This window comes from Sorangium sp. So ce367 (assembly GCF_051520455.1).
In the GTDB taxonomy this organism is placed as follows: Bacteria; Myxococcota_A; Polyangia; order Polyangiales; family Polyangiaceae; genus Sorangium; species Sorangium cellulosum_B.
Window position 1 is genome coordinate 4,286,227 of record NZ_CP150334.1, and the last position, 25,448, is coordinate 4,311,674.

Genomic DNA, 25,448 nt, shown 5'->3' on the forward strand with positions numbered 1-25,448 from the left:
GCGCTCGTTACATCATTCGCGGTGAAGGGGCGCGATCGGGCGGGCTCACCGGCGGAAAATCCCGCCGGGAGGGGTCAGAGGGTCTCGAGGTAGGCGACAAGATCGTCGATCTGGGCGTCCGAGAGCTGGGACGTCTTGCCGTGCCGGTCGCCGCCGCCGCAGGCGGGGTTGGTGAACCGGTCCTTCAGCGTCGGCGCGCATCCGTCGTGCATGAACGGCGCGCGCGCGCCGATGCGGACCAGCGACGGCACCTGGAAGGGCTTGCCCGTGCCGACGTCGAACGAGTCGTTGGTCGTGAGCTGAGCGCCCGCGTGGCAGCTCGCGCAGTCGACGGCCTTGTCGTGGAAGAGGGTCTCCCCGCGCGCGACGGCCTCTGCGTCGGGCGCCGACGACGCCGGCGGAGCGGGGAGGCTGTCGATCCACCGGGCGAAGACCTTCACCCGGCGCGGTCCCTGGTGCATGCCGCCCATGCGCCGCTCGAAGACCTCGTCCATGATGGCCTCGATACCCGACATATCGCCGTCCCAGTGGAACGGGGCCGTGTTGAGGATCCCGCCGCTGACGAACTGGGTGCGCCGCGCTCCGATGGGGTTGAAGTGCCAGGTATGGCTGTCGTCGCCTCCCTCCGGATGGCATGACGCGCACGCCATCGGGCCGGCAGCGTTCCGGTGGAACATCTCGTGGCCGGTGTCCCTCCGGCTCTCCCCGGGGAGCGTGATGACCTTGGCGACGCGGGTGCCGGCGGTGTTGGGAGCCCCGAGGACCTGGATGCCCGCCGGCTCGCGGGTCTGCACCACCACGGAGCCGCCGGCGAACGCGACGGCCGTGGGCTCGCCTTCCACGACCACGCGCTGCTCCGCCTCGACGCAGGTTCCTTCGAAGGCATCAGCCGTCAGGTTCAAGTTCGCGCGGCTGGTCATGAGGATCTCGCTCCTGCCTGCCGCGACGACCGCATACGAGAGACCGTCATCGGACACCGCGACATCGACCGGCAGGGTCGCGGAGGGGAGGGCAGCGGCCAGGTTCGGCTGGCCGTCGGAGTCGGGCGTGCCGACCTCCGAGACCGTGGTGTGGACGACGCTCCCATCGCATCCGCCGGAGCTGTAGCCCCCCTCCACGATCTCGACGGGCGCGATCAAGGCGCGCTGGTGGACCATCGCGACACCGCCTGTCGGCAGCTTGATCGTTCGCCAGGCGACGGTCGGCGCGAACTCCTGCCCGAACAGGTTGAACTTCGGGAGCTTCTTTTGCTCCATGACGATGCCGTCCGCCCCGATGGTGAGCAGCTCGGCAGACCGGAACTTGCTGACCAGGAGCCGGTCCCCGTCCACGATCACGTCGCGCAGATCGCGATCGAGCTTCAGGCGGCGCGTCGCCGCTCCGGGACCGGCCGGGAGCGTGACGAGCTCGCCGCCGAGGCACGCGACATGGAGCGCGTCGGTCTGCGCATCGTAGGCGACCCCCCGCGGGGCCGGGCACACGTCGCGACGGTCGACGATCGTCCCGCTCTCCGCGTCGACGGTCACGATCGCGCCGCCGCGGCGGAGCGCGACGTGGAAGCGACCCGCGTTGTCCTCGACGACCCTGCCCGGCTCGTCGCCCTTCTGCAGGGCGATCTCCGCGGTCAGCTGCTGCGCCTGGAGATCGACGATCCAGACCCGGTCGCGATCCGGATCCGCGGCCACCGCCCGGAGGGCGCTCTTGCTCACGGCGAGCGTTCCGCCGCTGATGGCGGGCGGCGGCTCCGCCGCGACCGCGACGCTCCCAGGATCGCCGATGTCGGGGGTGTCGTCCTCACCGAGCTCCCACGGAGCGCAGGCGGCAAAGGGTGATGCGATGACAAGGATGGCGAGGAACGGGGAGAAGCTGCGGCGCGACGCAAGCAGTCTATGCATGAGGGCCTCCGGTCCGCCGCCAAGCAAGATGGCGGCCACTTCATTCGATGTTCTTCCATCCGATCGCGCGCGGCAATACGTGTTGCCGCGGAGAGAGCGACGTATTCCTGCCGTCCACAACGCGCGTGAGCGGGGTTGGGGGGCGCGTCCGGCGAGAGTCCCGTGATGCGCATCGGTGACGCCGTCCCTGCTGTCGTGGCCCATTGCGGCACGGCATGACGAGCCCACCAGACCATCGGGCCCGGCGTGGCCCCGGACGGTGTGTGGCGCGGTCTGCGTATGACGTGGGCCTTGGGGCGCAAGCATCCCGTGGGCCGAGAGCGCGGGCTGCCCGGTCACCTTCGCCGGACCGCGAGGCGAGCCATCGCCGAGACGCGATGCGGGGGATCGCCTGTGACTTGACGGGTGCTCTCGCCGCCCATAAGTGACCGACCGGTCATGAAAAGCACCGCACCCTCGTCTCGACGCAGCATCTCGCTGGCTTCGACGCTCGCCGGGCTGCTCGCCCTCGGGCTCATCGCCTCACCGGCCGCGGGGCAGCCGGCCGCTCCCCGACCGGCGGCTCCGCAGCCGGTCACCCCGCCGCCCGCCCCGGCGCCTCCTGCCGCGGGCCAACCGCAGCCCCCGGGCGCTCCTGTCGCTGCGGCCCAGCCGGCGGCGCCGAAGGCCGATCCGCTCGCCACGGCGCTCGCGCCGCAGCCGGGAGGGCTGACGCCGGACGACGTCGCGAAGGCTGCGCTGCGGACGCGCGCGTCGCTCCGCGCCAAGCAGGCCGATCTCCGCGCGGCGGCTGCGAAGGTCGACCAGGCGATGGTCAATTTCTTTCCGCGGGTGACCCTGACGGCGACGTACACGCGTCTGTCGGAGGTCGAGAGCGCAGGGCTCGGGGGCGTGGTCGGCGCGCAGAACACGGGGCTGATCCAGGTCGGTCCGTGTCCGCCTGGCGTGCAAGGGCAGTGTGTCGTCGACAGCGGCGGTCAGCCGGTGGGGGCAGCCTCGCTGTCCTTTCCGGCGCCCCTCAACAGCATTTCGCTCGCGGCGAATCTCGCCGTCCCCATCTCGGACTACGTGTTCCGCATCTCCCAGGGATATGCGGCTGCGTCCCACGCGGAGAGCGCGAAGAAGCTCGAGCTCCAGGCGGAGACCCTTCAGGCCGCGGCCGACGCGAAGGTCGCCTTCTTCAACTGGGTCCGCGTGAGGGGGCAGGTCGTCGTCGCAGGTGAGGCGGTGTCTCAGGCGAAGGCGCACGTCGAGGACGCGCGCCGCACCTTCGAGGTGGGTCTGCTCTCACGCGCCGACGTGCTCCGGCTCGAGGCTCAGGTGGCCGGCGCGGAGCAGGTGCTCAACGAAGCGCAAGCCGCGCTCCTGGTCGCGGATGACCAGATCCGGATCGCGCTCGGCGCCGCACAGGACAGGCCGCTCACGCTGGGGATCGACGTGATGGGCAGCGCGCCCGCGAAGCCGCCCGCCGAGGCGCTCCCGGCGCTGGTCCAGGAGGCGCTCCAGAAGCGCCTCGAGATCCGCGCGCTCGACGAGACGCAGTACTCGCTCGAGAAGGCCGAGGCGGTCACGAGGGCCGGCTACTTTCCGCGCGTGGATGGGTTCGCCGATCTCACCTACGCGAACCCCAACCAGCGTGTCTTCCCGACGCAGGATAAGTTCGCTCTGACATGGTCCGCCGGCGTCCGCGCCACGTGGGTCGTCAACGACATCTTCACCACCGCGGGCGCGTCCGCCGAGGCGAACGCCCGCACCACGCAGATCGCGGAGCAGAAGGCCGCGCTGCGCGACGCCCTCCGCCTCGAGGTGGCCTCCGCGTATTCCGAGCTGAGCAAGACCGCGAGCAGCATCGAGTCAGCGGAGCGCCAGCTCGCGGCGGCCGCGGAGTCGATGCGCGTCCGATCCGAGCTGTTCCGGGCAGGGCGGGCCACGAGCGTCGACGTGGTCGACGCCGAGGGCGAGGTGACGCGCGCGCGGCTCCAGCAGCTCAACGCGCGTGTCGGCGCGCTCGTCGCCAAGACCCGGCTGGACCACGTGGTCGGACGCGACGTGAAGGACCTGAAATGAGCTCGCCGCGCGCGTCTTCTTCGCTTGCGCGGCCCTCCTGGCCGGAGTAGGGAAGGCGTGCGCCGCTGCACCGCGGGTTCCTGCGGCGCCGTTGTCGACACCACGGCAACCACCCGCATCATCCCTCACCGACCGAGGCAGCGCGTCCACGGTGCGCGCCCGGTCCGCCCGTCATGACGGAGCTTGCGCTCATCCTCAGCGGCGGCCTGCTCGGGCTCGCCTTTGCGGCTTACCTCGCTCGCTGGGTCGTCGCACGCCCCGCGGTCGAGCCCGAGATGCAGCGCGTCGCCGCGATCATCCAGGGGGTCGCGGAGGCGTACTTTCGCCGCCAGAGCAGCGTGATCGGCGCGGTCTCCGCGATGCTCGGAGGCGCCATCTTCCTCGCTTACGGCCTCCTCCGGCGCGCCGGCGAGAACAACCCGGTGCCAGCGCTGGAGCTCGGTGTCTGGTTGACGCTCTCGTTCGCGGTCGGGGCCGCCAGCGCGGTCGCGACCGGCCGCGTCGCCGCCTGGATCGCGCCCCGCACCAGCGTACGCGCCGCGAGCGGCGCCCGCCGCTCGCTCGATCTCGCCCTGCAGATCGCCCTCCGCGGCGGCGCCGTGTCGGGGCTCTTCGTCGCGAGCATGAGCCTGCTCGGCCTCGGCGGCCTGTTCGCCGCGGTCCTCGCGTTCCGTGGCGGCTTCGGCGCCGAGCCGGCCGAGGCGCTGGCGCTCGCCCCGACCATCCCCTGGGTCATCGCCGGTTACCCGCTCGGCGCCTCCTTCGCCGCCCTGATGGCGCAGCTCGGCGGCGGCACCTTCTCCAAGGCGGCCGACCTCGGCGCGGACCTCGCCGGCGCCGAGGTCGGGCTCGATGAGGACGACCTCCAGAACCCGGCCACGATCGTCGACCTGGCGGGTGATACTGTCGGCGACTGCGCCGGGCGCGCGGCCGGCGTCTTCGCCTCCACCGTCGCCGAGAACGCGGGCGCCATGGTGGTGGGCGCGATGCTCTTCCGCAACAACGCCGGGCTCCCGAGCGCCCTCGCCGTCGTGCTCTTCCCGCTCGTCAGCCGCGCGTTCGGCCTCATCGCGACGCTCTTCGGCGTGATGGTCGTCAAGACCGACGACCGCGAGGACGCCTTCAACGCCCTCGTGCGGGGGCTCTACGTCACGGCTACCCTCCACGCCGTCGGCATCGCCGGGGCCGCCAAGTGGCTGCTCGGCGCCCACTGGGTCATCTTCTTCGCCTGCGGCGTGATCGGCATCGTCACCGGTATCGGCGTGCTGCACGTCACGCAGTACTACACCGAGCAGCGGCACCGCCCGGTGCGCGAGCTCGCCGAGGCGGCCCGCAGCGGCTCCGCGATGGCGGTCTTGCGCGGGCTCGCCATCGGCCTCGAGAGCTCGGTGCTCCCGCTCCTGGTCGTCGTCGGCGCCACCTTCGGCTCCTACCTGCTCGGCGCCCGCTCCGGGCTTGCCGGGGGGGGCCTGTTCGGCACCGCGGTCGCGACGATGGGGATGCTGGGCACCGCGGGGTACGTCCTCGCCATGGATGCGTTCGGCCCCATCGTGGACAACGCGGGCGGCATCGTCGCCGTGACCGTCGCCCGCGAGCGGCCGGACGTGCGTGGCCGCACCCTCGTGCTCGATGCCGTCGGCAACACGACCAAGGCGCTCACGAAGGCGTACACGGCGGGCGTGGCCGCGCTCGCCTCGCTGCTGCTCGTCGCCGGCTACCTCGATGAGTCCCGGCGCCGCGCGTTGGCGTCGAGCGCGCCGATCCGCGGCGAGACGACCGCGATGGTCCTGCGCCTCGACCGGCCCGAGGTCTATCTCGGCGCCCTGGTCGGGATCCTCCTTGTCTTCTGGCTGGCCGGCCGCTGCATTCGCAACGTCCTCCAGGCTGGCCGACGCGTCCTCGACGAGGTGAGGCGCCAGGCCCGCGCCCGCCCGCCGGGCTTCGTCGGCGACCACGAGCCCTGCGTCGAGATGGTCTCTCGGGCCGCGCTGCGCCATATGATCGCGCCAGCCCTCGTCTCCGCGGTGGTGCCCGTCGTCGTGGGACTTGCCTTGCGCTTTGCAAGGACGGAAGATAATCCTCTGGTCGCGGCCGATTCAGTCGCGGCCTTGATCATGGCCGGGACGGTCGCAGGCGTCCTCGGGTCGCTCTTCTTGGGGAATACCGGGGCGATCTGGGACAATGCGAGGCAGTACATCGCGACCGGCGCGCACGGTGGGCGCTACCTTGTCGACGAGACGGGGGCGCGGGCGGACAACCCCACCTATGGTGCCGCCGTCGTCGGCGACACGATCGGCGATCCGCTCAAGGACGTGGCCGGCCCCGCGATCCACGTGCTCATCAAGATGCTACCCGCCGTGATCATCGTGTTCTTGCCGTTCTTCATCTGATGACGGTTCTTCACCCAGCGGGATTTGCCAAGAGATCCCGTTCACCCGACCCATCCCGGCGAATCACCGCCGCACCCGTATCCCGAGCCCACGACGTGCCGCCTCCGATCTCCGACGCACTCTCCACCCTCAGCGATCGTGGCCTGCGAAGGCTGCTTGGCGCCCGCACCTTCCTCCGCGGGCTGGAGTACTTCCGCCGCCGTGTCGTCGAGGACATCTCCATCAACGAGACGATGGCGAGCGGCACCGTCCGCGCCGCCGACTCCGAGCCGTATCCGGTCAAGGTCGAGCTATCGCCCGATGGCATCCAGTCGCAGTGCTCCTGTCCGGCGTTCCAGAAGGCTGGGCAGCACTGCAAGCACGTCGCGGCGCTGCTCATCAGCATCCGCGACCAGGCGCGCGGCGCGCAGCCGCGGCGCGAGCCTCCGATCCCGGCGCTCGTCCCGCAGACCGCCCACGCCGGCGGTGATGCTCTGAAGCGCGTGCGCCGTCGCGACCGCCGCGGGCGCCTGGCGATCACGCCGGCGGCGCCCGTCCCGACCGTCGTCGGCACCCACGGGCCGCCGGGCTCACCCGTCGCCCTCGCGGCGCCGATCCTGGACGCGACGGCCAAGCAGACCGGGATCGGCGCCTGGCTGCCGCCCGAGGGCGTCACCGGGGCACGACGCGTGGAGTTCCGCCTCCACGTGCGGCAAGGGGCGCTGACCGTCACCGTCCTCGACGCCGAGGCGCGCGTCCCGGTGCTGCCCTCTGCGGCGCTCGCCTGGCAGGCGCTCTACCCCACGCCGGATCGCGACGCGCTCCGGCTGCTCGCCCGGTTCGAGAGCGGCAACCCGCGCCACCCGGCCGTCGACATCCGCGGCGAGGACGTGGCCGAGCTTCTCCCGCTGCTCGAGGGGCAGCGCGTGCTGCTCGAGCCGGCGCTGATGCAGCTCCGCTTCGGCGACGACAGCCTGCGGCCGCGCTTCGATCTCGAGACCGTCGGCGGCGACACCATCATCGTGAAGACGAGCTTCGAGCGGGGGAACGACAAGCGCCGCTTCTCGCTGCTGCAGGGCGGGTGGTTCGAGGGCTGGCCGGGCTGGCACATCGACACGCAGGAGGGGCTCGCGCGCCGCATCGACAAGCGCGTATCCCCCGCGGCGATGCGCCGCCTGCTCCGCTCGCCGACCATCGGCGAGCCGATGAGCGAGCTGGCCCGCATCATCATGCAGGGGCTGCCCAAGATCGCGCTCGAGGTCGGCGCGGAGCTGCCCGACCTGAACCAGATCGCCGAGGTCGTCGATCTCGTGCCCACGTTCCGCATGCGCGCGGGCGGCTCGCTCATCGAGGCACGCGTCACGCTGACCGCCGCCTACGGCGACGCCGAGGTCGCCGTGCGCGCCGACGGCATGTCGCCCCCGGTGCTCATTCAGCCGCCCGAGGAGGGGATGAAGCGCGCCCGCTGCATCCGCGTGGACATCGCCGCGCAGCAGGAGGCGGCGAGCAAGCTGCTCGCCCTCGGGCTCAGGCCGGACGAGACGGGCCAGGGCTTCATCGCGAACGGCGACCAGGCGCTCACCTTCTGGACCGAGGGGCTCGCCGAGCTCCCCGACGACTGGGACCTCTTCGTCCCCGAGGATCTCGTCGACACGCAGGTGCGCGGCAGGCCGATCGGCGTGTTCGCCAAGGTCACCTCGGGGATGGACTGGCTGAACGTCAAGCTCAGCTTCGAGAGCGAGGGCGTCGGCGTCGATCGCGACGAGCTGCGCCGCTGTCTCGCCGAGGGCAAGCGCTACGTCCGCCTCGAGGACGGGTCGTTCGCCGCGTTCGATCCCGACGCGGTGCGCGCGATGCTCGATCGCGAGGTCGAGCTGATGATGGCGTCCGGCAAGAACGGCCGGCTGCCGCTCGCGCAGGCCGGGCGGGTGCACGAGCTGCTCCAGCACGCGAGCGGATCGAGCGTGACCGCCTCCGCGCGCGAGCTGTTCCAGAAGCTCAGCAACATCGACGAGATCGGCAGCACCAAGCGGCCCAGGAACCTGAAGGCGACGCTCCGTCCCTACCAGGAGGCGGGCCTCTCGTGGCTCAAGTTCATCCATGACATCGGCTCTGGCGGCGTGCTCGCCGACGACATGGGCCTCGGCAAGACGGTCCAGACGCTCGCCCTCCTGCTCGCCGTCAAGCAGGAGGAGAAGCACATGCGCGCGCTCATCGTCGCCCCGACGAGCGTCGTCACGAACTGGGAGCGCGAGCTCGCCCGGTTCGCGCCCTCGCTGTCGGTCGCCCTCTGGCACGGCGCCGATCGCAAGGATCAGATCGACGAGGTGAAGGCCGCGGAGGTGGTGATCACGAGCTACGCGCTCCTCCGTCGCGACGAGGATTTCCTCGCGCAGCTCGACCTGAGCTACGCCATCCTCGACGAGGCGCAGCACATCAAGAACCCGATGAGCGCCACCGCCGCGGCGGCCAAGCGGCTCCGCGCGAAGCGCCGGCTCGCGCTGACGGGCACGCCCATCGAGAACCGGCTCTCGGAGATCTGGTCCATCTTCGACTTCGTCTCGCCGGGCCTGCTCGGCTCGCTCGACAAGTTCGAGGCCCGCTTCTCGCGCCCGATCGAGGCGGGCGACTACAAGACAGCGCAGCGGCTCCGCGCCGCCATCCACCCGTTCATCCTGCGCCGCACGAAGCAGGAGGTCGCCAAGGATCTTCCCGAGAAGATCGAGATGGATCAGATCTGCGATCTCACCGGCGAGCAGCGGGCGCTCTACCTGCAGGTCGCGCGCGAGGTGCGGGCGCAGGTCCTCGGCGAGGTCGAGCGCGTCGGCCTCGCAAAGAGCCAGCTGCAGATCCTCGCCGGCCTCACCCGCCTCCGGCAGGCGGCCTGCGACCCGCGGCTGCTCGGCTTGCCGCGGGAGTTCGGCGACGACGATTCGGGCAAGCTCGTCGCGGTCCGGGAGCTCATCGCGAACGCCGTCGAGGGCGGGCACAAGGTCCTCGTCTTCAGCCAGTTCGTGATGATGCTGAGGCTCATCGAGAAGGCGATGAAGGAGGATGGTGTCGCCTACGAGTACCTCGACGGCTCCACGAAGGACCGGGCGGAGCGCGTCGACCGATTCCAGAACGATCCGAGCGTGCCGGTCTTCCTCATCAGCCTCAAGGCGGGCGGCACGGGCCTCAACCTCACCGCGGCCGACACGGTCATCCACTTCGATCCGTGGTGGAACCCGGCGGTCGAGCAGCAGGCCACCGACCGCGCCCACCGAATCGGGCAGACGAAGGTGGTGACGGCCTACCGGCTCATCGCCGAGGGGACGATCGAGGAGAAGATCCTGCTGCTCAAGGACAAGAAGCGTCAGCTCGTCGCCTCCGTCCTCAGCGAGGACGCGGGCGGCGCGAAGAAGCTCACCAAGGCCGACCTGGAAGAGCTGTTCGCGGTGGACTGACAGAACGACGGCGCGCTGGGGGAGCGCGCCGGTCGGGGAGCACCGGCCGATGCATGAGGGCGCGCAGGGGAGCGCGCCCTCATGGGGGCACAGGTCGATCCATGGCGGCGCTCGGAGTGCCCTCGCGGGGCCTTCCGGCACCGCAGGGCGGGGGAGGGGGGCTACGGCTTGCGGCCGCCGCTCAGGACCATCAGGTGGTACTTGCCGAACTCGCTCTGCCCCAGGGTGAACAGGACCTCGATCAGGAGGCGGTACGGCGTGGTTGCGTCGGCGACGATGATCGCCTCCGACGACGACGGATCGAGCCCTTTCGCTGCGCGGATGGCCTTGTCCGTCTCGCGCGCGTGGGACAGGGCGTTCGCCAGCGGCACGATGTAGAGATCGTTCGGGCCGCTGCGCTTGTACTTTGCGTCGACGCCCGACTGCGCGAGCTGCTCGCGGTTGGGCAGCATGACGATCGGGGTCGGATCCTCGCCGACCAGGATCTGCGACTTCGAGACGATGACGACGACGCCCTCCTGGGAGGGCTCGGCCTGCATCACCGACTTCGGAAGGGTGAGGTCCTTCGACTGCGGGATGGATGCCGCCGACGATCCCACGCTCTTCAGCAAGAAGACGAGGATGATCGTCATCAGGTCGAGCATCGCCGTGATGTTCAAGAAGTCGATCTCGGGGTCCCGCCGGTTCCTTCGGATCGCCTTCCGGAGGGCCGCCTTGTAGCGGACGACGCTCGCCTTCGGCCGCGGGGCAGGTCGCTGCTCGGCGCTCATCGGGCCACCCCGAAGTGGACCTCCGGGAACAGCACCTCCCCGTCGTCGCTCCTCAGCGCATCCATCACGTCGATGATCGTCTTGTAGTCGATGCCCGGGTTCGCCGTGATCGTCACCTGCGTCTCCTCTTTGAACTCGGGGCGGGCGTTCTTGAGGCGCTTCGCGCACGCCGTGAGCGCGGGGTAGTCATAGCTGTCGTTCGCCTTCGGCACCGTGACCCCGCCGCCCACGTCCTGGCAGCCGGTCGCGATGTTGCCGCTCGACGTCTTCAGCGAGATCCCCTGGCTCGTGATGAACGCGGAGAGGTTCAACGCCTTGCTCGAGAGCTCGCTGCGCACCTTGCCCCCCCCGATGGATGGCGGGGTCGTGTCGATCGACGACACGAATGTCACCGACACGCTGGCGAGCACGAAGATGAGGATGTTCATGATGATGTCGAGGTACGGGACGACGTTGAGCTCGCCGGCCTCCTCCCCGGCTTCGGGCTCCTTGGGGTGCGATAGGCGCCGGATCTTCGATCGCTGCGCCGAGCTGAGCGGGACGTCTTGCGGGTCCGCCATGGGCTAGTAGCCAGGCTTGCTGCTGATTGTGAGCAGGTTGAAGACGCGCTCGGTCGTCGACTCGAGATCGTGCTGGATGTTCTTGGAGCGGGTGTGGAGCAGCACGTGCGCGATCATGCAGACGACCGCGATGGCGAGGCCGAACGCCGTGTTGTACATGGCCTCCGCGATGCCGTTCGAGAGCATCCGCTGCTTGTCGGCCTGCGAGAGGCCCTGGGCGGCGATGGAGGCGAACGTGTTGATCAGGCCGGAGACCGTCCCGATGAGGCCGATCAGCGTCGCGATGTTCGCGAGCGACCACAGGGCGCCGATGCGCTTCTCCACGGCCGGCTTGAGCTCGGACAGCTTCTCGCTGAGGGCGGCGTCGATCTCGTCGGCCCCCTTGTTCGCGTGGGTCAGGCCGGCCTTGACGAGCTGCAGGATCGGGTAGTCGCTCGCGTCGCAGAGCTTGATGGCGCGGTCGATGTTGCCGGCCGCCACCAGCTTCTTGACCTGCGCGAAGAACTCCTTGGAGTTCACGCGGTAGCGTCCCAGCTGGAACGCCGTTCGTTCGATGATGATGGTCACCACGACCGCGGAGACGACCAGGTTCGCGATCAGGAAGGTCGGATTGTGCTTGATGGCCTCCCACATCCCACCTTCGCCACCACCCTCGGCCGCCAACATCAGCAGATGACGCATCCTCGAAGTCCCTTTCTCAGCGTCGTCAGAAGCCCGACAATCTCCAGGCGCGGCGACTATAACTGCCGCCCGATCCCGTGTGCAAGCTCGGCGATGCTGCAGCGCCCCGAGCCGCGAGGCCGGGATCGCCGAAAATCCCCGCAAGAACCAGCGCATCTCACGACGAGCTCGCCCCGGCCACGCGGACGGGCGCCGTCGGCGCCGAGGCCGGACAGGGTGGTCCGGAGACCCCTGAATCGCTCCGGCTGCCGGCGTCTGAGCGGGCCGCCGTGCTCTGCCATCGCCGCGTCGTCCGGGCGGATGAGTCGCTGCGCTCGCTTTCGGGTGACGCGGCTCGCACTGCCGCGGCGCGCGATCCGGCCGGCGATGGTCCATGCGGGCGCTGCGCCCCCTGAAATTCGCGGCATCTGCCGCTGGTCGGCCCGCATCGCTCCCGGCCGATCATGACATAACCCCGCGATTGTTGTAAAGTTTTGCCCGTATCAGAGCGCTCACGTGTGGCCAAATCTCTCTTGACGGCGCCGGGTCTCAATCGCGAAGATGCGCGAGTCCCCCGGGCGCGTCGGCGTAGCTCGGCCACAAGGCGGCACGCTCTGCGGTGAACGGGGAGCCGCGCCCAGAGCCATGAAAGGGCCCCTGGCGCGACGACGCGAAGTCAGTCTTGGACGACAGGTGGGAGAGCTGGGACGGCGCCGCGCGCCGGCACCAGAAGAGACGATCAGGACTCTTGCAGAGGTCAGCGCCGCTCGGCTAGCGTCCCGTGGGCATCTCGCCAGAGAGCGACAGCAGCACGCCGTCCACGGCCAGCGCCGCCAAGCAAAACAGGCCTCTCATCCGTCTTTACGTGTGAGTGAAAGACTGCCGCCCCTCGGCAACACGAGTCTGACAAAGGGAACCGATCGAGTTGCGCGAAACCTCATCCCGGGGACGCGAGGCGAACTGGAGGACAGAAGCAATGCACGGAGCGTATGAAGCTTTCAAAGAGGGTGGGTGGGGTATGTGGCCCATCCTGTTCTGGTCGATCCTCACGATCGGCATCATCGTCGAACGCGCCCTCTACCTGTTCGGCTCGTCCATCAACAAGGACGTCTTTCTCGCCACCATGCAGAAGTGCATCCTGGCGGGTGACGTTGCCAAGGCCGTGAAGATGTGTTCGGCGGCGAACGCCCCGCTCGCCCGCATCGTCCAGGCCGGCCTTGTCAAGGTGAACCGTCCCGACGAGGAGGTCCAGGCGGCGATGGACGAAGCGGCTCTCCGCGAGCTGCCGAAGATCTCGGCGCGCACCTCGTACCTCGCGCTGCTCGCGAACCTCGCGATGCTCTCCGGCCTCCTCGGGACCGTGACGGGCCTCATCAAGTCGTTCGGCTCCGTCGCCGGCGAGTCGGTCGACCCCAGCCAGAAGGCCCGCGTGCTCGCGCTCGGGATCTCCGAGGCCATGAACTGCACCGCCTTCGGCCTCGGCGTGGCCATCATCGGCCTCATCGGCTTCGCCGTGCTGAACGGCAAGACGCAGCACATCGAGGACGACATCAACGAGGCGTCGGTGCAGATCCTCAACCTCGTCGTTGCGAACCGTCAGAAGGTGAATGTCGCAGCAGTAGGTCAGGCGGCTGCCTGATGGTCCTCGGCGGGCCCGGGTCGTCGAGCGCCCTCCGCGCGCGATGTCGCCTGGGCCCGCTCTCGCGCCTCGAAGCCCCGGACGGCGGGTTCCGCCGCCGGGGTCCCGGGAACTTCGGAAAAGCGACGAAGTCAGACCCAGCATGGTGGCCCACCGCGAGCTGCGGGCAGGGCGTTCCCCGGAACAACTTGGATAGGTGGGCTCAGGCTCACGTTGGGAAGGCAATATGGGCGGCGTAGACGTCGGCGACGGTGGCGGCAAGAAGCGGTCGACGAACACTGATATCAACATGATCCCGTTCATCGACCTGCTGATGGTCACGATTGCATTCCTGTTGATCACGGCGGTCTGGGTCACCAACTCGCGCATGAACGCGGACGCCCAGGTCCCTGGCCCTCCGGACCCGAACAAGGAGCTCACCCCGCAGACGCCGGAGAAGGTGCTGAACCTCCACATCGGCGAGAGCGAGTTCGGGCTCGTGTGGAAGCAGGGCGCGACGGTGGTCAACGAGGTCAAGGTGAACAAGTCGCCCGTCGAGATCGGCAGCGCGGACTCGAAGATCGTCCGCTACCCCGAGCTGGCGAAGCGGATCGAGGAGGAGTGGAAGACCCACGGCGGCCACCGCGATCCGAGCGACAAGAAGCTCGACCAGGCCATCCTCCACACCGACAACCGGACGCCCTTCAAGGAGATCGTCGCGGTGCTCGACGCGCTCTACGCGCCCAAGCGCGAGATGCGGCTGCCCGATGGGAACAAGCAGGTCCCCGTGTTCAACATGACGTTCTCGGTCCGCTGAGGCAGGAGCGCGCACATGGATAGGTTCAATCCGAAGCACCACAAGAACCCCCACGCTCATGTGATCCACCAGCCGGGCCGCCGGCTGATGAAGGGCGTGCCGCTCCGGTTCGTGTGGAACAAGGTGTCCGGACACGGGGCTCGCAGCCCGAACGCGGGGCTCAACCTCGTGAGCTTCATCGACTTCCTCGTCGTGACCGTGATCTTCCTCCTGATGTCCTTCTCGGCGTCAGGCGAGATCGCTGTCGACAAGAACGTCAGGCTCCCGAAGGCGGAGAACGTCGAGGACGTCATCGACGCGCCGATGGTCGCCGTGAACGGCAACCAGATCCTCGTCGACGGCGCCCTGGCCGGGTCGACCCGCGCGATCGAGGAGCTCGGGCGGCTTCAGAAGATCGACGAGCTCTTCAACCTGCTCAAGAACAAGCGCGAGCTGTGGAAGCAGGTGCAGCCGAACAAGCCGTTCCCCGGCGTGTGCATCCTCCAGGTCGATCAGAACGTGCCCGCGCTGGTCGTGAAGAGCGTGTTCCAGACCGCGGCGTTCGCCGGTTACCCGAACGTCAGCTTCATGGTCAGCAAGCTCCCGAAGTCGCAGTGATCCCCGCTTCTTGACCTATCGAGCACAGAAGGATGGGGCACGCCGGGCGACCCCCGGCGGCCTCGGTCACCATGGAACGTGGTGGCTCCAGCGGCGCGCTCGGCGCGGCCTTCGCCTCTACGCGGCTCGCGTGGAGGAGGCTGCCTTGCTCGGGTGATCGGGCTGGGGCCTCCTGCGTGGAGCCTCTGCTATGTCCTCTGAACAGCCGCCCCGCGAGCGCGGCCTGCCGTCGGTCTACAAGGCGCGCGAGGCGCGCTCCAAGATGCGCTGGCCCCCGGCGAAGTTCTGGGGTTACACGGCCCTCGTCCTGGCGGTCTCGGCGATCCTCCACTGGAAATGGTCGCAGGGGCAGATGGAGAGCGCGCGCCAGAAGCTGATGGCGCGCCAGCGTGCCGTCGCCGTCGAGCTTGGCCCGCGCTGGTTCCCCATGCGCGAGCGCGTGGAGGGCTGGACCCTCGATCTGGCGCGGAGCGCCGGCGCCGATCTCGTGGATCGCGAGGCGCTCAAGACGTGGAATTTCCGTGAACTTGCGGGTATTTACCTGCGCCTCCGGGTAGACGAGGCCACGGGCGTCGACGCCGTCCGGAAGAACGCGCAGCAGTCGCTCCGCGACGCGTTCACTGCGTGTCTCTTGCGTGTGCCGAACCCGAACCCGCTGGCCGGCGCGGAGTGCAAGCGCACGCGGGACTGCCCCGCGGGCGAGTACTGCAACGAGGCCGAGCGCTGCTCCAGGCCCGCGCAGCCCTTCAACCTGCGCGTCGCTTACCGGACGATGCACGTCCTCTCGGACGAGTGGGTGCGTGACGCACAGGATGCCTCGAGCGAGCTCCGCTTGCGGCTGCTGGAGTCCAGCTTCGAGGATACGATGCGCGACGATGTTCCGCTCGCGGCGGAGCTCCTCACGCGGGCGCAGTATTACCTCCTCGTCCTCGACGAGCCGGCCGAGGGAGCGGCGAGCACCGAGGCGTTGCTCGGGGTTCCGCACATGGCGCGGGTCGGGGTGTGGCGGCTGTCGGACGGCAAGCCCATCCTGCGGGTGCGCCGCGAAGCGAGCGGCAACCTCATCGGCGGGACGCCCTCGGTCGAGGGGAGCGTGCTCGACGCACGGCAGCGGCAGGCGAACAGCTGCGCGCTTGCGCTCGCGGTGCGCGAAGCGATGGGCGACACCACGGCCGCGGTCACCGAGCCGCAGTAAGGCGCGCCGCCCCCGCGGCGGACGTGCCGCTCATCGCGCCCGCGCGCGTGAGCTCGCCGCGTAGCCCGCGCCGCCGCGTGAGCTCACGCGCGCTGCCGCGCCGCAGCGCGCGCTACCGCGTCAGCGCACACGCGCGCCTCCGAGGAAGTCGCGCGCGACGATGTGCAAGTCCGTGAGGTTGTGACCTGTCGGGCCCGTCTCGACGCGCGTGCCGAGCGCGCGGTGAACGACGGCGTCGTCGAAGCGCGCGAGCGCGGAGTCGATCGTGCGGTCGTCCGTCGCGGCGGCTGCCGCGCGGGCAACGGCCGCTCCCGCGGCGCCGGAGCTGCCGTCGACGCCGTCGGAGGCCGCGCAGAGGAGCGCGACGTCCGGCGGCAAGCCGCGCAGGGCAGCGAGCGCGATCCATCCTGCGCGGCCGCCAGCCCCGCGGTGAGCCGACAGCGCCAGCGTCGGTTCGCACGGGATCACGGCCGCTTCGCCGGGCGCGAGGGTGCGCGCGAGCGCGAGGCGACGCTCCACGATCGCGCGCGCGTCGCCGTCCTCGGCGGGGGCGGCGGTGGCGCGGAGCCCTGCCCTGTCGGCGAGGGCCGCCGCCACGCGCTCCGCGAGCTTGTCCGGATCGGCGAGCACGCGCGCCTCCAGGCGCCGCGCGTCCGCTGGCTTCAGCGACTCGCTGAACGCGGGCGTGAGCCGCGCGAACCGAGGGGCCCAGCGATCGAGCGCGGCGAGCGCCTCCTCCACGCGCGTCGGGTCCGGGACGGTGGGGCCCGAGCCGACGTCGTGCGGGAGTCCACCCACGACGTCGCTCATGAGCAGCGTCAGCACGCGCGCCGGGGCCGCCGCCGCTGCGAGCCGCCCACCCTTGATCCGCGACAGGTGGCGGCGAATGAGGTTGACGTCCTGGATCGGCGCGCCTGTTTCCAGGAGCTCTGCGACGACGGCCCGCTTGTCCGCGAGGGACACGCCCGGAGGCGGCGCGGCGAGCAGCGCCGAGGCGCCGCCGGAGAGGAGGGCGATCAACAGATCCTCGGGCCCGAGCGCGGCCGCGATGGCGAGGGCCGCTTCGGCCGCGTCCACGCTGTGCGCGTCGGGGATGGGGTGCGCCGCGCGCATCACGCGCAGCGGGCGCAGCGCGGCCTCCTCGGGGGCGGCCATCGATGTCGTCTCATCGCGCGCGGCGAGCGCCGGGGCCGCGACGGTGATGACGAGCCCTCCGGCGATCCTGTCACCCCAGCGGCGGAGCGCGCCCTCGGCCATCCCGGGCGCCGCCTTCCCCGCTGCGATCACGAACACGCGGCCGCGGTGCGCTTCGGCCTCGGCGTCGAGGGCGCGCTCGACGAGCCCAGCTGGGTCGAGCTCTGCCAGCCCGGCGCGGAACGCGGCCACCAGCGCCGCGCGCAGCTCGTCGAGGGCGGCGCTCAGCGGGTCCTCGCGCCGACCACGTTGCGCTGCGCCGCCCCCTGGGCGGGGGCGCGGTCGCCTGCGTCGACGAGGTGCGCGCGGAGGACGTGATGCCAGCCGAGCGTGACCGAGAGGAGCGCCCGCTGCGCGTCGCGCGGGCCGTCGTCGCCCGAGAGCTCCGGCCCGCGAAAGCGGAGCGCGCCCCGCAGGCCGAGGAACGGGCCCGTGGCGTCTCCCAGGAGCGGCACGTCGAGCGACAGCGAGAGCTCCAGCCCGGGCTCCGCGGCGAGCCCGGCTCCGGGCGGCGCTTCCCAGAACGAGCCCACGCCGAGCGCCACGGAATCGATGAAGAGGTCGAGCCAGGGGGCGCTGCGCTCGAGATTGCTCGCATAGCGGGCGAGGAAGAGCGGCTGGATGAAGACGCCGCTCGCGATCGAGCGCGCGACGGGCGCCCCCTCTGCGCCGAGCGCGTCGGTGTAGTGCGCGTACAGGCCGGCGGTCGAGAGGTACACCGCTGCGCCGCGCGCGCAGAGCGCCGGACCGCCGTCCGCGAACGAGGCGCCCGCGCCTGCGCGCAGATCGAGGTCTCCGTCCAGCCGGCCGTACGCGCCGTCACCTTCCGCATGCGCCGTGGACGCCCCCGCCAGCGCCGCGAGCGCTGCGACGCCGGCGAGCGCTCTGGTGATGGCGCGGCGCGCGGGCTCGGACGATCCCCGGGCTGCCTTGTTCCTGGTGGTCATCAGCGTATCAGCGCCTCCCGCACCGTATCCCGCAGCTCGGGCGCGAAGAGGATCCGGGTGCGAGTCATCGTCTCGTTGCGCAGCCGATCCAGCAAGAAGGACACCTCGGCGGGGCGCCGCGGGCGCCCTCTGGAGTAGACGACCATGAGCGACGCGTCCTCGGCGTAGGGCGTGTCCTCGGCGACGTCGACGCCGACGTACACCTCCGGGTCGAGCCCGGCGCTCTGCGCGATCTCGCGTACGGTCTCAAGCGCCGCCGCGCGCCGGGCGTCGCGCTCGGACGGCGACTCGCCGGGCTCCGGGAACAGCTCGACCGACTTGAAGAGCGAGCGCACGCGCAGGCGGCGGGCCAGATCGGACAGCACGGGATCGGGCGCCGCTTCCCAGGCATGGATGGACCCGAGCAGGACCTGATCGTCGAGCTCGAGGTACTGCTCCAGGGTGGGCATCTCGCCGACGGCCATCGCCGCGACGGCCGCGGGGACCTCGGGGATCCGGTCCCCGGCGGCGAGGCGGGTGACGACGCGCCGGAGGATGGCGCCGATCATCCACTCCGCGCTGCGCGTCGTCTTGTGGAAATAGACCTGCTGAAACATGAAGAAGCGAGCGAGCAGGAACGACTCTATCGCGCTCATCCCCTTCGTCCCGTCGATGGCGAGCGCGGGCGCTGGCGGGGCAGACGCGGCGCCGCCGCCGGGCATCTCCACCTGGACGTCGCTGAACCTGAGGCTGCGGAGCAGCCATGGCAGGTCGTACTCGCCGTACCTGACGCCCGTCGCGTGCGCGTCGCGGAGCAGGTAGTCGCAGCGATCGACGTCAAAGGTGCCGCTCACCGCCTTGGCGAGGTACGGCAGCTCGTGCCGCCCGCCGATGAGGTCGGCGACCCGCTGCGGGAGGTAGGGATCCTGGCGCACGAGCACCTGGTGCACGTCCGAGGACGGGTCGAGCAGGATGCGCTCGGTCCAGCGCTCGTGGTGGAGCGCCCCCGGCATGGCTTCCTCGAAGAGGTGCGACAGCGGGCCGTGGCCGAGATCGTGCAGGAACGCTGCGGCGATCGCGTCGCGCGCGCGGTCGCTGGTCACTCTCTGCCAGAACGGAAGGTCGCGATCGATTTGACGGAGCCTCGCGATCAGGAGGCGCATCACGTGGGCGGCCCCGAGCGCGTGAGAGAAGCGGGTGTGCTCGGCGCCTGGGAAGGCGAGCGACGTCAGCCCGAGCTGACGGATGCGCCGCAGCCGCTGCACCTCGCGAGCGCCGAGCAAGCGCGGAACGATGGCCGCTTCGCCGCTCTCGAACTCGATCAAGCCGTGGACTGGGTCGCGCAGAATCAAGATGGGTCTCCACTCGACGCCATGGGCGCAAACGGCGCCGAGTCACTCAGGAGTCGCCTGATGGCGTCGATCTGCGGGCGTGCGCGCGGGGGGGAGGGCTCATTGCTTCGGGCGTGCGGCGTGGAGCACAGCATGGTGCGCCTCGAACAGGGGCGGGAAATCAAGGAGGTATGCGACGTTCCCACGTGGGCCCGCGGGAAGGCAAGCGCGGCTCGTCGCCGAGCCTTCCTCGTGAGCGATCCGACGAACCGGTCGGCTCCGCCTGACGAGGACGACAGGCGCGCGGCATCGGGGCGTCATGAGCGTGGCGTGCGACGGAATCCACGCGATGGGGGGCCATCCACGCCGAGGCGGAATCGCGCGGCGGACGTCGTGCGGCCCACGTCGCGGACGTCGCCGACGTCGAGCGAGCGGCAAATCGTGTCGGGCGTTGCGTGAGGCGAAGGCGCGCGTGGCGCACCACGGGACCGCGAACGCTGCCCCGCGGCCGCATGCGATTGCGTACGAGCGCGTGTGATTGCGTGCGGTTGCGTGCGGTCGCGGCACACGAGACGAGCGCGCGAGATGCGCGGTGAGATGCCTGAGGCGAATCAGGCGAACAGCGCGCGACCATGCGAGGAACGTACGAGGAACGTGTGAGGACGACGTGAACCACAGCGGGGTGAACAGACGCGAACAGACGAAAAGGAGGCGCCGCGATGCCAGCGCGAGCGAAATTGTGATCGGAGAAAATTGTGTTCGGAGGAGGAAAGTGCTCGATTTCTTGAAGCTGGACGAGCATCCTGGTGTACGGTAGGAGGCTGACTATTCCGTTGGTTAACGCGGGTCATCGGATATCCGGGAGATCAAGTCGAGCGCATGACCACGACCAACGGACGGCAGTCGGGGCGGGAGCATCCTGCAGATGAGGAGCAAGGTCGGGTGACACGCGAATCGGGAGGCATGGCGAGCAGTGATGACGCTGAGCTCGACGAGTCGCCGAGGCGGCTCGACGCCATCCTCCGCGCCCTCCCAGAGTCGGAGCTCAAGGGCCTCATCACACGCATGGGGATCCGCATCGACGCTGCGAAGCGCATCGACGCGCCTTCTCAGGCGGCGCGGGCGCTGGTCGGCCTCCCCGACGTGCGCGACCCGTCGCGGCTCCCGACCGCCAGCCGCGAGCTGCTCCATCGCATCGCCGAGGCGGGCGGCGTGCTCGTCGTCCCCTCGCTCCCGGCCGGCCTCGAGCCGCTCATCGCCCGTGGCGTCGTCTACGCGCGCAAGACCGACGAGGGCATCGAGCTCGTGCTCCCGGCGGCGTTCCTCGTCCAGCTGAAGAGCTGGGAGAGCGAGGACCCCCGGGCGATCCGGGCGCTGCTGGCGCAGGCGCCCTTCGAGACGATGAGCGCGATCGCGACGCACTACCTCGGCCGCCCGGCCACGCCGCCCATCGCGCTGTCCCTCGAGAACGCGTGGGAGACGCTGAGCGATCCGGAGCGGCTCCGCGAGGAGATCGATCGCCTCGCGCCCGTCGAGCGCCGCCTGCTCGAGTCCATCGAGGCCGTCGGCGGCGAGGTGGACACGCAGGAGCTTCTCGATCTGGAGCGGGAGCCGATGCGCCTGCGCAGCGCGAGCGGGGTGACGGCGAGCCGCCGCGGCGCGGGCTTCGCGCTCGAGCGCCGCGCCTTCCTCATCCCGATCCATCCGAACCGGCACGTCGTGCCGACCGAGGTGGCCGCCATCGTCGGCGCGGATCGCCGCCGCATGCGCGAGAAGCGGCGCGAGCAGATCCGGTCGTTCGTCCTGGAGGAGGATCACGCCCCGCGGCGCGCTCGCTTCGCCTCGGATCCCGGGATGCTCGCGCTGGCGCTCGCGTACTGCGTGCGCGAGCCCGGCAGCGACGTGCGCCCCGGCGTCGGGACGCCGCGATCGCTGCTCGTCCGGCTCGCGCAGCGCTTCGGGCGGGACGTCGAGGGCGTCGCGCTCGTCGCGGCGCTGTCGCGCGCCGTCGGGCTCTGGGACGCATCGGCCGCGTCGCCGGCGACGCCGCCCGGCTCGCTCCAGGTGCAAGAGCTGACACCGCTCCTGTTCACGACGTGGCGCCGCGGCGGCGCGTGGGATGAAGCGCGCGCCGAGCGGGAGGTGCTCCGGGTCGCGTCGGACAACCGCGACGCGAGCCCCATCGGCGCGCTCCGCGAGATGGTGCTCGATGCGCTGCACGACCTCGGCGAGGGTCGCTGGGTCCCCTGGCAGTCGCTGCAGGGCTACCTGGCGGCGGACGAGCGCATCGCCGGGGTCGAGCGGCTGGTCCGTCGCTGGGCCGAGCGCGCCTCGGTCGAGGCGCCCGAGGTCCCCGACATCACGCGGCGGATCGCGCTGGAGTCGCTGCCGGCGCTCGGGATCATCGATCTCGGCGGCGCCGAGGACGTGGCCAGCGCGGAGCTGGCGCTCCGGCTGACGCCGCGCGGGCGGGCGCTCCTCGCGGGCTCCGCGCCGAGCTCGGACAACAGCAAGAGCAAGTTCGTCGAGGCGCACGCGCTGCGCGTCGGCCTGAGCGCCAAGGTCGCTGCCGTGCTCGGGCTCTCGTCGTTCGCCGAGATCGGCCGCGTCGGCGATCAGGTCGATCTCCTGCTCACGCCGCCGTCGATCGCGCGCGCGCTGTCGGTGGGCCTCGACAGCGACGCCCTGCGCGCTCGCATCGAGGCGGTCGCGCCGCTGCCGGACACCATCTCGCGCATGCTCATCCAGGCGAGCGTCGTCATCGGCAAGGCGAGCTTCGTCGGCGCCTCCGGCTTCCTCTGGATCGAGGATCCCGAGATCCGTGAGCTGCTCCGCACGCGGAGGCCGGCGGCCGAGATGTTCGTCGATCCGTCGCCCCCCTCGGGCTTGCTGATCGAGGCGGGGGTCGATCTGGAGCGGCTCATCCGTCGCTGCCGCGCGCTCGGCGTCGAGATCGAGGCCGATCTCGGCAACCTCAAGGCGACGCGGCAAACCCCGGCGCACGGCACCGAGGGGCCGCACCGGTCCTCCTCGACGGCGAACATGCGCCGATCCCGGACTCCGCCTGCGCGCACCCGTTGAGCTCGCTGTCAACCGGCATTGAGAGGCGAGAGGCCATGAGCGCGGGCTGACCGCCGAGCCGAACCTGAAGGAACGGCCTTTCGGTCATCGGCGCTCACAATCGGACCGCGGGGGTGCTTCGTCCGCGGTGCGGTGGTGCGTGAGGCGCGCAGGCTGGCCCTGGGCTGCGCTTGATTCCGCCTGTTCCGCGCCCGCGTCCCACCTGGGAGGCGGTTTTTCGCAGCTCTTTGCATTCCTGCGGCGTGAGGGGAATCGCTTCGGAGAAGCGCGACGTGTATACCTTAGCTCGATGGCGCCCTCCTCTGGTGAGCCGGACTCGACCGAAGGAGAAGTCTCGGTCGGCCCGGAGACGGCTGCGTTTCCGCTCGGCCCGGGGGAACCGAAGGCTGACAACGTCTACACGATCGCGCCTGGCACCGTCATTGCGCGCAAGTACCGCGTCGAGCGCACGATCGGCCGTGGAGGCATGGGCCTCGTGGTCGAGGCGCTGCACCTCGATCTCGATACGCGCGTCGCCATCAAGTTCCTGCTCCCGGAGTTCATGTCGTACACCGAGGCGTCGGAGCGGTTCATGCGCGAGGCGCGTACGGTCGCCAAGCTGCAGACGCACCACGTCGTGCGCGTGCTCGACGTGGCTGCCCTCGACAGCGGCGAGCCGTACATGGTCATGGAGCTGCTCGACGGCGTGGACCTCGCGGGCCACGCCGCCGAGGCGGGCACGCTCGCGATCGGCGAGTGCATCGATCACATCGTCCAGGCGTGCGAGGCGCTCGCGGAGGCGCACGCGCTCGGGATCGTCCACCGCGATCTGAAGCCGGCGAACCTGTTCCTGACGACGCGCCCGGACGGCGCGCCGCACATCAAGGTGCTCGACTTCGGCGTCTCGAAGATCCTCACCGGCGACACGGGCAACGTCTCGCTCACGCAGACGACCACGATCCTCGGGTCCGCGCTCTACATGTCCCCCGAGCAGATGCGCTCCTCGAAGAGCGTCGATCCTCGCACCGACATCTACGCGCTCGGCGTGTGCCTCTTCGAGATCATCGGCGGCAGGCCGCCGTACGTCGCCGATAGCTTCCCCGAGCTGTGCGCGAAGATCTACACGTCGCCGCCCGAGGCGCTCCAGGACCTCCGCCCCGAGGTGCCGGAGGGCCTCGTCGAGGTGATCGAGAAGTCGATCGCGCGCGAGCCGGAGGATCGCTTCCAGTCGATCGCGGAGTTCGTTCAGGCGCTCGCGCCGTACGCCGCTCCGGGGACGCGCACGACCATCGGCGCGATCCTTCGCCAGCACGCCGTGGAGCTCGATATGCCTCCGCCGGCCTCGCGGGCGGCCATGACGCGGACGTCGCGCGCCTCGCGCACGAGCAGCGGCGGGCCGTCGGTGAGCGACAGGGGCGCGCGCACGGGCAGCTCTACGCCTCCGGTCGAGGAAGAGGCCCCGCGCCGCGGGCGCACGCTGCTCTACGTGGGGGTCGGGGCCGTCGCCGTCCTCGTGGGCGCGTGGGGCGCGCTCCAGTTCCAGCGCAGCCGGTTCGCCGTGGGAGGGAGCGAGGCGACCGCTCCGGCGGACGCGCCTTCGTCAGGCGACACCGCGGCTCCCGGCGCGCCGACGGCGACGGCTCCGCAGACGCCAGACACGGCCGCCGCGATCCCGACGGTCGCTGTCCCTGCGGCCACCGCAGCGGCCGCTGACGCGGGCGCGGCGAGCGCGAGCGAGGTGGACGCGGGCGCATCGGATGCGGGCGTCAGCTCCACCGAGACAGCGGCGGACGCGGGGAGCGGGCCGTCCGCAGCGGGGACGACGTCGCCGAGCGCCAGCGCTGGCAAGCCGCCGCGCGCCGGCGCGGGCGGCCGAGGGCGCACGCGCCCAACGGAAGCTGGAGGGGCCGCCGTGGATGCGCCGGCGCCGCGCACCGTCACGCCGACCGTGAACGACGATCTCTCGCTGGAGACGTGCACCGCCACGATGCCGGACGGCTCCAAGAAGGTCGTCCCCTGCAAGTGACGCGCGCCGGGCCGCCCGTTCGCGGCGGGGGCTCTCCGGTCACGCCGGGATCGCGGCCGGATCGCTGAGGATCGCGCCGGTGAAGCTGGGGCGCAGGTAGAAGCCGCGCGGCAGCGCGGCGATCATCTCCCCGTCGCGTCCGAACGCGAGCGTGCGCGAGCGCCCGCTCGCGGCCTTCGGCCGCACCTGGAGCCAGCGCCCCGCGTGCGCGGTGAGCGCCTCGACGGCGCCGATGCCGATGAGCCCCATCAGGTCCTCGAAATCGGCGCGCAGGACGCGCTCCTGCGCGTCCGTCGGCCGCCAGAGCCGCGGGGCGCCCAGCCGTCGCTCCTCGCTCGGCCGGCCCGGAGCGGCGATGATCGGGACCCAGAGCACACAGGCGAGCTTCGCGCGAGCGCGCGACGTCTCCCACTCCGCACGATCGGCGTCCGACAGCGAGATCGAGCAGACGAACGTCGACTCCTGCGGCGCCCCGGTGACCTCGACGGGGATCGTCTTGAGCTCGATCCCGAGGTGGGGAAAATCGGGCCTCGACGTCGAGCCGGCCGTCGCGCCGAGCGCGCGCTCGACGAGCGCGCCGGCGGCGCCCTTCGTGCGCACGCCGCCTCGGGGCACGGCGCAATCGAGCGCGCGTGCGAGATCGGCGAGCGTCAGGCCGGCGAGCGCGGCCGCCCGGCACCGGAGCTCGGCTTCGTCGCGAGGCGGTTTCAGCGCAGAGACCAACGACGCCGCCCTTAGAGCATCGCGGGGCGCGATTCCAGCGCTCAGCCGCGATCGAGAAAGGTTGGCCGCCGGGGTGCGCCGGGACGTCGATGGGGATCGAGCAGCGCTGACCCGGGGGCCATGGCGGCCTGATACGCGGCCCCCCGAACGCGCCGCCGAGAAACAACCTACTGCTTAAATCCTTCTTTGAGCCG

Annotated in this window: 17 protein-coding genes; 9 read left to right on the plus strand and 8 right to left on the minus strand. The window is 70.9% G+C overall.

The genetic code is table 11. From position 1 onward, the window contains the following. Positions 1-74: 74 nt before the first annotated feature. Entirely contained in the window at positions 75-1,895 is a 1,821-nt protein-coding gene (locus tag WME97_RS16375) for a c-type cytochrome (protein ID WP_437552843.1), read from the minus strand. A 438-nt stretch (positions 1,896-2,333) separates the two neighbouring features. On the opposite strand from WME97_RS16375, the gene WME97_RS16380 reads away from it, so the two are divergent. From WME97_RS16380 to WME97_RS16390, 3 genes are all read left to right on the plus strand, one after another. Next, positions 2,334-3,962 (plus strand): TolC family protein, encoded by a 1,629-nt coding sequence (locus WME97_RS16380; RefSeq protein ID WP_437552844.1) that lies wholly within the window; start codon positions 2,334-2,336, stop codon positions 3,960-3,962. Between the two features lie 173 nt (positions 3,963-4,135). Then, positions 4,136-6,352 carry a sodium-translocating pyrophosphatase gene (locus WME97_RS16385; RefSeq protein ID WP_437552845.1) on the plus strand — a complete coding sequence of 739 codons (2,217 nt, stop codon included), beginning with the start codon at positions 4,136-4,138 and terminating at the stop codon, positions 6,350-6,352. 95 nt (positions 6,353-6,447) lie between these two features. Further along, positions 6,448-9,777, plus strand: a complete 3,330-nt coding sequence (locus WME97_RS16390; RefSeq protein WP_437552846.1) for an SNF2-related protein — start codon at positions 6,448-6,450, stop codon at positions 9,775-9,777. Between the two features lie 161 nt (positions 9,778-9,938). Here the strand turns inward: WME97_RS16390 and WME97_RS16395 are convergent, their stop codons facing one another. Genes WME97_RS16395 through WME97_RS16405 form a run of 3 tightly spaced genes read right to left on the minus strand, consistent with a single transcriptional unit; the run spans position 9,939 to position 11,788 of the window. After that, positions 9,939-10,547 carry an ExbD/TolR family protein gene (locus tag WME97_RS16395; RefSeq protein WP_012235622.1) on the minus strand — a complete coding sequence of 203 codons (609 nt, stop codon included), beginning with the start codon at positions 10,545-10,547 and terminating at the stop codon, positions 9,939-9,941. Continuing rightward, on the minus strand, positions 10,544-11,107 hold the full coding sequence (locus tag WME97_RS16400) for an ExbD/TolR family protein (protein WP_437552847.1): 564 nt from the start codon (positions 11,105-11,107) through the stop codon (positions 10,544-10,546). The genes WME97_RS16395 and WME97_RS16400 overlap by 4 nt, the downstream gene beginning before the upstream one ends. A gap of 3 nt (positions 11,108-11,110) precedes the next feature. Continuing rightward, the gene (locus WME97_RS16405; RefSeq protein WP_012235624.1) at positions 11,111-11,788 is read right to left on the minus strand and encodes a MotA/TolQ/ExbB proton channel family protein; all 678 of its coding nucleotides are present in this window, start codon (positions 11,786-11,788) and stop codon (positions 11,111-11,113) included. 997 nt (positions 11,789-12,785) lie between these two features. Between WME97_RS16405 and WME97_RS16410 the strand changes: the two genes are divergently transcribed. From WME97_RS16410 to WME97_RS16425, 4 genes are all read left to right on the plus strand, one after another. Continuing rightward, the gene (locus WME97_RS16410) at positions 12,786-13,406 is read left to right on the plus strand and encodes a MotA/TolQ/ExbB proton channel family protein (RefSeq protein ID WP_231864858.1); all 621 of its coding nucleotides are present in this window, start codon (positions 12,786-12,788) and stop codon (positions 13,404-13,406) included. Between the two features lie 226 nt (positions 13,407-13,632). Next, the gene (locus WME97_RS16415; RefSeq protein ID WP_437552848.1) at positions 13,633-14,202 is read left to right on the plus strand and encodes a biopolymer transporter ExbD; all 570 of its coding nucleotides are present in this window, start codon (positions 13,633-13,635) and stop codon (positions 14,200-14,202) included. Positions 14,203-14,217: 15 nt separating this feature from the next. Then, positions 14,218-14,799, plus strand: coding sequence for an ExbD/TolR family protein (locus tag WME97_RS16420; RefSeq protein ID WP_437552849.1), 582 nt, complete (start codon positions 14,218-14,220; stop codon positions 14,797-14,799). A 190-nt stretch (positions 14,800-14,989) separates the two neighbouring features. Then, positions 14,990-15,994 (plus strand): hypothetical protein, encoded by a 1,005-nt coding sequence (locus tag WME97_RS16425; protein WP_012235628.1) that lies wholly within the window; start codon positions 14,990-14,992, stop codon positions 15,992-15,994. Between the two features lie 120 nt (positions 15,995-16,114). Here the strand turns inward: WME97_RS16425 and WME97_RS16430 are convergent, their stop codons facing one another. Genes WME97_RS16430 through WME97_RS16440 form a run of 3 tightly spaced genes read right to left on the minus strand, consistent with a single transcriptional unit; the run spans position 16,115 to position 19,466 of the window. Then, complete coding sequence (locus WME97_RS16430) at positions 16,115-17,380, minus strand: DUF4147 domain-containing protein (protein ID WP_437552850.1); 1,266 nt, start codon at positions 17,378-17,380, stop codon at positions 16,115-16,117. A 32-nt stretch (positions 17,381-17,412) separates the two neighbouring features. Next, positions 17,413-18,135: a hypothetical protein gene (locus tag WME97_RS16435; RefSeq protein WP_437552851.1), complete on the minus strand. Its 723-nt coding sequence runs from the start codon at positions 18,133-18,135 to the stop codon at positions 17,413-17,415. Continuing rightward, positions 18,135-19,466, minus strand: coding sequence for an HD domain-containing protein (locus WME97_RS16440; RefSeq protein ID WP_437552852.1), 1,332 nt, complete (start codon positions 19,464-19,466; stop codon positions 18,135-18,137). The genes WME97_RS16435 and WME97_RS16440 overlap by 1 nt, the downstream gene beginning before the upstream one ends. A 942-nt stretch (positions 19,467-20,408) precedes the next feature. Here WME97_RS16440 and WME97_RS16445 point away from each other — a divergent pair. Beyond that, positions 20,409-22,526 carry a hypothetical protein gene (locus WME97_RS16445; RefSeq protein WP_437552853.1) on the plus strand — a complete coding sequence of 706 codons (2,118 nt, stop codon included), beginning with the start codon at positions 20,409-20,411 and terminating at the stop codon, positions 22,524-22,526. Between the two features lie 289 nt (positions 22,527-22,815). Continuing rightward, positions 22,816-24,531 (plus strand): serine/threonine protein kinase, encoded by a 1,716-nt coding sequence (locus tag WME97_RS16450; RefSeq protein WP_437552854.1) that lies wholly within the window; start codon positions 22,816-22,818, stop codon positions 24,529-24,531. 39 nt (positions 24,532-24,570) lie between these two features. Here WME97_RS16450 and mutH read toward each other — a convergent pair whose 3' ends face one another. Continuing rightward, a complete protein-coding gene (mutH, locus tag WME97_RS16455) occupies positions 24,571-25,254 on the minus strand; it encodes a DNA mismatch repair endonuclease MutH (protein ID WP_437552855.1) in 684 nt (227 codons plus the stop codon). Positions 25,255-25,448 lie beyond the last annotated feature (194 nt).